Consider the following 8,684-nt stretch of genomic DNA (forward strand, 5'->3'; position numbering starts at 1 on the left):
CGTCTTCCCCGGCCTGACCCGCGAGATGCTGGACTTCGCCGTCGACAAGCTCGAAACCTTCTTTGGCGTGAACTTCTAAGACTGCCATGAGTTTACCGGAATCCTCCAACGCCGCCTACATCACGCCCTACCTCGCGATGCTGCCGCCAAACGCGCGCCTGCTGATACAGGCCGGCGGCACCGATGGCGGCCTGGCCCGCCAGTACCGCGCCCGCTATCCCGCCTCCTCATGGCTGGCGGTGGATGCCGATGCGACACTGGCCCAGCAGGCCCGCGAGTATGCCGACCGCGTGCACCAGGCCGACCTGCACCAAGCCGGTGAGGTCTTCTATAAACATCTGGAATGGGCGGACGGCTGGGTCTTCGACTGCACGCTGGAACACTTGCGCGACCCCGGCAAGGTGCTGGCGCAGGTGCGCAAGGTCATCCAGTACGACGCCTGCGTGGTTGCCCGCATCGCCAACAGCGAACACTGGAACCAGACGGCCGAGCCGGCGCGCCACCGGTTGGCGCTCGCCGGCGTACTGGGTCTGTTCGAGGATGCCGGCTTTCGCGTCGTCAACGGCATCATGCTGAATCCCGCGCCGGTACCGGAGCATGTGGTTGAAGCGCTGCGCCAGCGCGCGGCGCGGACCGGCGAGACGGCCATGCGGCTGCTTGAAGAGGCCCAGCCTTCCCACTACCTGATTAAAGCCATGCCCGCGTGATGAAAGATACTCCGCTCTATTACTGCATCGCCCACGCGCCGTTCGCCTGGAAGATGCCCGACTTCATGACCATGCTGGGATCGGGCGACTACGTGCCGGAATCGGGCCTGGCGATGAGCAAGATGTTGACGCCGGAACAGGCGACGCGCAACCGCTACCTGGGGGAATATCTGGCGCTGTTCCAGATCCGCCGCATGCTCATCGCCGACAAGGCCGAAGGCTTTGTCGGCTTCTGCCATTACCGCCGTTTCGCGCTGACCGATCCGATCGGCACACTGCGCGGTTTTAACCACCACGCCCATCCGGACATGTTGGCCGGGGTCCTGCCTGAGCATTTCTACGGCGACGGCAAGACACCCATCGTACCGATCTCGGTGGCCTTCAACGGCACCATCATGCAGCAGTTGCAGGCAAACTGCCCGGTGCGCGAGCTGCTGATGTTCTTCGGCGACGCCATCGATTGCGGCGTGATCACCGACCTCGAGGCCGCCAATTTCTTGAGCGGCAACGCCTTCATCACCGCACCGACGGTGGCCTACATTCCGGTAACCTGGTTCGTCGAAATCGTGCACGATCTGGAGCTGGTGATGTCGCGCTACTACCGCCACCACTACATCGAACGCGACGGCTACCTGGCGCGCAGCATGGCGTTCTGCTGCGAGCGGCTGCAAGCCTTCCTGCTGGCTAAACGCATCGCCGAGTGGGGGCCCGACAAGGTGATCTCGCGCCCGCTGGTGCTGCTGGACGCCAACATTCCACGTTCCTGACTGACATCGACACTGCCATGAAAATTGTCCCTACCGACATCGCCGGTTGCTTCCTGATCATCCCGGACATACGTCGCGACGAGCGCGGCAGCTTCGTCAAGGTCTTCCACGAAGACATCTTCCGCGAGCATGGCCTGGCCACCGACTACGCCGAGGAATACTACTCGGCGTCGCATCGCAACGTGGTACGCGGCCTGCACTTCCAGACCCCGCCGCACGATCACGCCAAGCTGGTGTATTGCGTGCAGGGCTCGGTGATGGACGCGGCGCTGGATTTGCGGCGCGGCTCGCCGACCTACGGTCACAACCTGATGCTGGAGCTGAGCGCCGGCAACGGCCATATGCTGTACCTGCCGCGCGGCCTGGCGCACGGCTTCTGCACGCCGAAGGAACCGGCGATGATGGTGTACAAGGTCACCGCCACCTACGCGCCGGCCCACGACTCGGGACTGGCATGGGATTCGGCCGGCATCGACTGGCCGGTCCTGGATCCGATCATGTCCGCGCGCGACCGCCAGTTCGGCGCCCTGGCCGACTTCGACACGCCGTTCGTGTTTGACGGCGGCCAGCCATGAGCGCGCGCCGCGCACTGCTGACCGGCGCCAGCGGCTTTGTCGGCGCCGCGCTGACGCGCCGCTTGCTGGCCGATGGCTGGGAGGTGCACCTGCTGCTGCGCGAAGGGTCGTCGACGGCCGGCCTGCCGCCGGAGAGTCCCCTGCTGCACCTGCACCGCCACGACGGCGACACGCTGCAGCTGATCGAGATCATGCGCGCCGCCGCGCCGGAAGCCGTATTCCATCTGGCCTCGCTGTTCCTGGCCACCCACAAGCCGGAAGACGTCACGCGCCTGATTCATTCCAACCTGCTGTTCTCGACCCAGCTGGCCGAAGCGATGGCCGCCTGCGGCGTACGCCGCCTGGTCAACACCGGCACCTCGTGGGAACACTACGAGGACCAGGCATACAACCCGGTATGCCTGTACGCCGCCACCAAGCAGGCCTTCAGCGCGCTGCTGCGCTACTACGTCGAAGTCCACGGTTTGCGCGTGGTGACGCTGAAATTGTTCGATACCTACGGCGCCGGCGATCCGCGGCCCAAGGTGCTGAATTTGCTCAAGCGCGTGGCGCTGGAAGGCAGCTCGCTGGGCATGTCGCCGGGCGAGCAGCTGATGGACCTGGTGTACATCGACGATGCCGTCGAAGCCTTCGTCACCGCCTATGAACGGCTGGCCGACGGCCGCCAGCAGAACGCGACCGAAGAATACGGCGTCTCCAGCGGCAATCCCCTGCCCTTGCGCGACCTCGCCGCGCTGTATGCGCAGGTCAGCGGCAAGCCGCTGGCGATCGAATGGGGCGGCCGCCCTTACCGCGAGCGCGAAGTGATGGTTCCCTGGCACAGCTACCAGGCCTTGCCTGGCTGGCAAGCCAAAACCGACCTGGCCGCCGGACTGGCGCTGTTCCACAACACCAGTTCCTAGCCGCTCAGCCGCCGGCGGCAATGCCTACGGTTCGCGTATCGATTCGTCCAGCGCCCGCGTCAGCGGATACAGCAGGTAGGACATCACGGTGCGGTGGCCGACCACGATCTCCGCCGACAAGGTCATGCCCGGCAGCAGCTGCGCGCCCGGCGTCATCTTTTTCAGCTTGCCGGTGTAGGGAATGCGGCTCAGGTAGTAGGCGTCGAGGCCGCCACCGTTCTTGTCGGTCTGTTCGCGCTTGAACGCGTCCTGGCTGATGGTGCGGACCTTGCCGTCGAGCATGCCATGCTGCTGGAACGAGAACGCGTCGACCTTCAGGTGCACCTGCGCGCCCGGCTTGATGTAGCCGATGTCGAGCGAATCGATCTGCACTTCCGCCTCCAGCTCGGCGCCCAGCGGCACCAGCGTGAACAGCGGCTCGGCCTCGCGCACGATGGAGCCGACCGACAGCTTGCCGATCTCCAGCACCACGCCGTCGGCCGGCGCCACCATCTGCACCATCTTGTGCCGCTTGTCGGCCTTGGCCAGCTGCTCGTTGATGCCGTCGCGGTCGCGCGAGGCGCTCAGCAGGTCTTCCATGGTCTTCTGCCGCCAGCTCTTGTCGAAGGCGGCCCGCTCGGCCTGCGCCGACGCCAGCTCGCTGGCCATCTCGATCGCCTTGTTGCGCTGCAGGTCCATGTCGCGCTCGACTTCGAGGCGGCGGTCGCGCGCCTCCAGCAAGTGCATCTTGGCGCCGAACTGCTCGGCCATCAGCTGCTCCTGCATCGCCTCCACTTCGCGCAGCGACTTCACGCGCTGGGCCAGGATCTGCTGGTCGTGCTTGTTGGTTTCCAGGCCCGCCTTCAGGCGCGCGATGTTCTGGTCCATCTTGGTCTTCTGCGCCTCGAAATTACCCTTGCGCTCGCTCGACAGCTGCGCCTGCAGCAGCGAGTCGGCGCTCGACTTGCCGTTGGTGACGGCGCCCGGCTGGCCGGCCAGCTCGGCGCGCAGGCCGGCGGTCTGGGTGTCCAGGCTTTCCAGCCGCACGCGCAGCTGCTGCTCGTCGGCGGCGGTGAAGGTCGGGTCCAGCGTGGCCAGCACCTGGCCTTTTTTCACCACCTGGCCGACGCGCACGTCGATGCTCTGGATGATGGACGTGTCCAGCGGCTGCACCACGATGTTGGGCAGCGGATTGACCAGGCGGCCGTGGGCGACGACGATCTTCTCCACCGGCGAGAAGCAGGCCCACAGGATGAAGAACGCGAAGGCGCCGATCAGCACGTGCAGCGTGAGGCGCACGAACTTCGGCAGCGGGCCGCGCTCGATGGCGTCCGCATCCGGCAGGAACTCGATTTCGGTCTCGTCCTTGCGGCGGCGCTTGAAGCTTAGAGGTGACTTGTTTGCTGGTTCCATAAGTGCTGGTAAGTTTCGCTACGTGTAAGCAGTTCTTCGTGGCGGCCGGCGTCCATCAGACGGCCCTGCTGCATGACCATGATCTTGTCGGCGTTGACCAGCGTCGACAGGCGGTGCGAGATCATCACCACCGTGCGGCCGACCGCGATGCGCGACAGGTTGTTGATGAAGATCGCCTCCGATTCCGGATCCAGCGCCGAAGCCGCCTCGTCGAGGATCAGGATGCGCGGCTTGGCCACCAGGGTGCGGGCGATCGACAGCCGCTGCTTCTGGCCGCCGGACAGGTTGGAGGCGTTTTCCTCCAGCACGGTGTCGTAGCCCAGCGGCAGGCGCTCGATGAACTCGTCGGCGCCGGCGGCGGCCGCGGCCTCGACCAGCTCTTCAAACGTGGCGTCCGGCTTGGTGACGGACAGGTTCTCGCGCACGGTGCCGCGGAACAGGAAATTCTCCTGCAGCACGACGCCGATCTGGCGCCGCAGATGCGACAGCTCGATCTCGCGCGCGTCGATGCCGTCGAAACGGACGATGCCTTCCTGCACCGGATACAGGCCCTGGATCAGCTTGGTCAAGGTGGTCTTGCCGGAACCGGAGCGGCCGACGATGCCGACCACGGTGCCCGGCTCGATGGTGAAGCGGGCCTTGTCCAGCGCCATCGCCTGCGCGCCCGGATAGCGGAAGGTGACGTCGTCGAAGCGGATCTCGCCCTGCAGGATGGGGCGCAGGCCGTTGGCGCCGGCGCGGCCTTCGGGCGCGCGGTTCATCACCTCGCCCAGCATGCGCACCGACAGCGCCGTCTCCTGGTATTCGTTGACCAGGCCGACGATGGAAATCAAAGGCTGGGTCACCCGGCCCGACAGCATCTGGAACGCGATCAGCGCGCCGACCGACAAGGTGCTGTCGAACACGTCGGCCGCGCCGACCACGATCAAGGTGACCGGCAGCAGCTTGCCGAGGAAGTCGGTGACGGCGTTGCCGGCGATCGAGATCTGGCCCACGCGGAAATGCATGGTGATCGCCTCGGCCGAGCGCTGGTCCCAGATGCGGCGCTGCGACGGCTCGATCGCCAGCGCCTTGACGGTGCGCATGCCGTGGATGGTTTCCACCAGCATGCCCTGGCGCTGGCCCTCGGCCGAGTACAGCGCGTTGAGGCGGCGCTGGAAGGTCGGCACCATGGCCATCACCACGCAGGCGATCAGGCCTGCGAACAGCAGCACGATCATCGCCAGCTTGAACGAATAGCTGAACAGGATGGGCACGAACACCACCAGCGCGATCAGGTCCAGGCCGGTGAAGAACAGGCGGCCGGTGAGGAAGTTGCGGATCTTTTCCAGCTGCTGCATGTGGCGCGTGACCACGCCGGCGCTGGTGGTCTCGAAGAAGTCGATCGGCAGCGACAGCAGGTGGCCGAACACGCGGCGCGTCAGCCGCATGTCGATCTTGTTGGAGGCGGCCAGGGTCAGCGTCTGGCGCAGGAAGCCGAAGGTGGCGTCGAACACCAGCGCGGCGACGATGCCGACCGCCAGCACCTGCAAGGTGGTCACGCTCTGGTGGGTCAGCACCTTGTCGATCACCAGCTGGAAGAAGATCGGCGAGGCCAGCGCCAGCAGCTGCATGGCGACGGCGGCGATGAAGATGTCGCGGAACGCCGCCTTCTGCTTGAGGATCTCGGGAATGAACCAGCGCAGGCCGAACGGCTGGTTGGGGTCGGACAGCTTGTGCTGGCGTTTGACGAACAGCACGTCGCCGCTCCAGCGCCGTTCGAAGTCGGCGCGCGTCACCATGACCACGGCGGCGTTGGCGTTGGCCGGGTTCAGCACCGCGACCGTGTCTTCCGCGCCGTTTTCGCCGGGCTTGACGCCGACCGCGATCACCATGTTGCCGTCGTTCAGGCGCGCCATCAGCGGGAACACGCCGCCCTGCGCCATCAGGCGCGACCAGGTCAGCTTGTCGGCCTTGGCTTTGAGGCCGATATCGGAGGCGATGCGCAGCAGCGCGCCGGTGCCCGGCTCTTCCGCGCGCAGCGCGTAGTCGTCGATCAGGCGTTCCGGATTGATTTGCAAACCGTGATGCTGCGCGATGGCTGTCAGACACTGTATCGCGGTATGGGGGAATTTATCGTGCATAAGCCTGATCAAGGTTAAAACTTGCATTGGCGCACTATCGTGCCAGCCTTCGGATTCTAACCTAGTGCAGTGCTTGGCGGAGGGTTTTGTGTTGCTGAAACACAGCCCGAATTACCACGTTGTTCCGGGGCTTAAAAAAAACGGCAAGACCCGCAGGTCTTGCCGTCCTTACTTCCTTACCGGAAGCTGATTACTTGGCAGCCAGGAAACCGCTGTGGTTGCCGCCTTGCAGCGCTTTCAGTCGCAGCGTTTCCTCGGTGGAAGCGGCGTTGGAGGTCGCGGTCAGCTTGTTGTCGTAATTGCTGATCGCATCCGCCATCGCGGCCACTGCCGTGTTGACGCTGTTCGGCACTTCCAGCTTGGCGGTGGTGGTCACCGTCGCCGCTGCCGCGCTGAAGCTCGACATCGCCGCCGACAGGCCGCTGACCGAGGAGCTCAGGCTGGCCGCCGCCGTCGTGCTCATCTGGAACCAGACGTCCGCCGCCGCGTGGCTGGCGCCGTCGCTGGTCTCGAAGGTCGACGTGATGCCAACAATGTTGCCGTTGTTGAGCGACGCGTTCTGTTTCGAATCCAGGTTCAGCTTGGTGATGCCCAGGTCGGCCAGCGATTTCAGCTCGTCGGCCTGGCTGACGCCGTCGGCATTGCCGTCGACCCAGACACGCAGGTTGCCGAAGGCGCTGTCCTTGGCGTCGATGGTGCCGTCGCCGTTGGTGTCCAGTTCGCCCAGCGCAGCGTAGCCGTTGGTGGCTTTCTGGCCGTTGGCCAGCGTGGTGCCGGAACCGAACAGTTCGCTGCCGTCGTTGATCACGCCGTCGCCGTTGCGATCCAAGGCCAGCAGACCGTCGCCGCCGCCCACCCAGCCGGTGTTGACCTTGCTGCCGTTAGCCAGCAGATCGAAGTTCACGCCAGCCGACAGGCCCAGGGTGTTGATGCCGTTGCCGTTCAGGTCCAGCACGATCGGCGTACCCAGCGGCGAAGGCAGTGCCGCGATCTGGTCGGTCGACAGGCCAGGCACCTGGGCGCTGGTGATCGAGCACACTTGCGAGGTCGTCATCGCGTGGATCTGGTCGGTCGTCAGGCTACGCAGCTGCGCGGTGCTCAGCGAAGCGATGGCCGAGGTTTTCAGACCGACGAAGTCCTGGGTCTCGATCGCCACCAGCTGGTTGGTCGACAGTGCCTTGATCTGGCCGGTCGTCAACGCTTGCAGCTGCTGGCTCGACAACGCAACGATCTGATCAGTCGTCAGCGCGGTGATCTGCGCGGTCTGCAACGACGCCACGATATTGGTCTTCAGCGCAGCCATGTCCGAGGTACCCAGCGCCGCCACCGCGGCAGTCGCCAGGGCGGCCACCTGACCGGTGCTCAGCGCGCCGACCTGGTTCGAGCTCAGCGCAACAGCCTGGTCGGTGGTCAGACCCGAGGCGATGTTGGCGGTGCTCAGCGCGGCGACCTGGGCGGTCGACAGCGCGCCCACCTGGTCAGTCGTCAGCGACGCGACCTGGGCCGAGCGCAGCGATGCGATCACCGAGGTCTTCAACGCGCCGATGTCGGCCGTTTCAATCGCGGCCACGGCGCCGGTGCTCAGCGCGCTCACTTGCGCCGTGCTCAGGGTACCGATCTGCGTCGACGACAGCGCCACCACTTGATCCGTGGTCAGGCCGCTGGCCAGGTTGGCGGTGGTCAGCGAGGCCACTTGCGCGGTGCTCAGCGCAACGATCTGGTCGGTCGACAAGGCAGCCAGCTGGGCGCTGCGCAAGCCGCTGATGGCTGCGGTTTTCAACGCGCCGATGTCGGCCGTTTCAATCGCGGCGATCGCTCCGGTGCTCAGGCCTGCGGCCTGGGCGCTGGTCAAGGCGCCGATCTGGCTGCTGCTCAGTGCAACCACCTGATCGGTGGTCAGCGCCGCGGCCTGGCTGGTGCTGAGGCCGGCGATGGTGGCGGTTTTCAGCGCGCCGATGTCGGCCGTTTCAATCGCGGCGATATCGTTGGTGCTGAAGGCGCTGAACTGGGCCGAGCTCAGGGCGCCCAGCTGATTGGACGTCAGGGCCACAATCTGGTCGGTGCTCAAGGCCGCGACGTTGGCGGTGCTGATGGCCGCCACTTGCGCGGTGGTCAGGTTCGACAGCTGGTCGGTGGTCAGGGCCGCCAGTTGCGCGGTTTTCAGCGAGGCGATGATCGAGGTTTTCAGACCCACGATGTCACCGGTCTCGATGGCGGC

6 protein-coding genes and 1 pseudogene are annotated in these 8,684 nt (G+C 65.5%); 4 read left to right on the forward strand and 3 right to left on the reverse strand.

The features are described 5' to 3' along the window. Window positions 1-86: 86 nt before the first annotated feature. Genes ACCD07_RS31790 through ACCD07_RS31805 form a run of 4 tightly spaced genes read left to right on the forward strand, consistent with a single transcriptional unit; the run spans window position 87 to window position 2,951 of the window. The gene (locus tag ACCD07_RS31790) at window positions 87-707 is read left to right on the forward strand and encodes a class I SAM-dependent methyltransferase (protein WP_176653463.1); all 621 of its coding nucleotides are present in this window, start codon (window positions 87-89) and stop codon (window positions 705-707) included. After that, window positions 707-1,474, forward strand: a complete 768-nt coding sequence (locus ACCD07_RS31795; protein ID WP_176653462.1) for a hypothetical protein — start codon at window positions 707-709, stop codon at window positions 1,472-1,474. Before ACCD07_RS31790 ends, ACCD07_RS31795 begins: the two co-directional genes overlap by 1 nt. A 17-nt stretch (window positions 1,475-1,491) precedes the next feature. Further along, entirely contained in the window at window positions 1,492-2,049 is a 558-nt protein-coding gene (gene rfbC / locus ACCD07_RS31800) for a dTDP-4-dehydrorhamnose 3,5-epimerase (RefSeq protein ID WP_413449641.1), read from the forward strand. Continuing rightward, window positions 2,046-2,951, forward strand: a complete 906-nt coding sequence (locus ACCD07_RS31805) for an NAD-dependent epimerase/dehydratase family protein (RefSeq protein ID WP_413449642.1) — start codon at window positions 2,046-2,048, stop codon at window positions 2,949-2,951. The genes rfbC and ACCD07_RS31805 overlap by 4 nt, the downstream gene beginning before the upstream one ends. Before the next feature lie 24 nt (window positions 2,952-2,975). On the opposite strand, the gene ACCD07_RS31810 is transcribed toward ACCD07_RS31805, so the two are convergent. The 3 genes and pseudogenes from ACCD07_RS31810 to ACCD07_RS31820 form a co-directional block, all read right to left on the reverse strand. Next, a complete protein-coding gene (locus ACCD07_RS31810; RefSeq protein WP_176653459.1) occupies window positions 2,976-4,343 on the reverse strand; it encodes an HlyD family type I secretion periplasmic adaptor subunit in 1,368 nt (455 codons plus the stop codon). After that, window positions 4,316-6,493: a peptidase domain-containing ABC transporter gene (locus tag ACCD07_RS31815; protein ID WP_353405519.1), complete on the reverse strand. Its 2,178-nt coding sequence runs from the start codon at window positions 6,491-6,493 to the stop codon at window positions 4,316-4,318. The genes ACCD07_RS31810 and ACCD07_RS31815 overlap by 28 nt, the downstream gene beginning before the upstream one ends. A 163-nt stretch (window positions 6,494-6,656) precedes the next feature. Beyond that, window positions 6,657-8,684, reverse strand: a pseudogene (locus ACCD07_RS31820) (heme utilization protein); the annotation flags it as partial.

Source organism: Duganella sp. Dugasp56, assembly GCF_047304105.1.
GTDB classification, from domain to species: Bacteria; Pseudomonadota; Gammaproteobacteria; order Burkholderiales; family Burkholderiaceae_D; genus Rugamonas; species Rugamonas hordei.

Excerpts from the sequence above, each read along its gene's own strand:
- ACCD07_RS31790 (WP_176653463.1), top strand. The coding sequence starts at position 87 with ATGAGTTTACCGGAATCCTCCAACGCCGCCTACATCACGCCCTACCTC.
- ACCD07_RS31795 (WP_176653462.1), top strand. The coding sequence starts at position 707 with ATGAAAGATACTCCGCTCTATTACTGCATCGCCCACGCGCCGTTCGCC.
- rfbC (WP_413449641.1), top strand. The coding sequence starts at position 1,492 with ATGAAAATTGTCCCTACCGACATCGCCGGTTGCTTCCTGATCATCCCG.
- ACCD07_RS31805 (WP_413449642.1), top strand. The coding sequence starts at position 2,046 with ATGAGCGCGCGCCGCGCACTGCTGACCGGCGCCAGCGGCTTTGTCGGC.
- ACCD07_RS31810 (WP_176653459.1), bottom strand. The coding sequence starts at position 4,343 with ATGGAACCAGCAAACAAGTCACCTCTAAGCTTCAAGCGCCGCCGCAAG.
- ACCD07_RS31815 (WP_353405519.1), bottom strand. The coding sequence starts at position 6,493 with ATGCAAGTTTTAACCTTGATCAGGCTTATGCACGATAAATTCCCCCAT.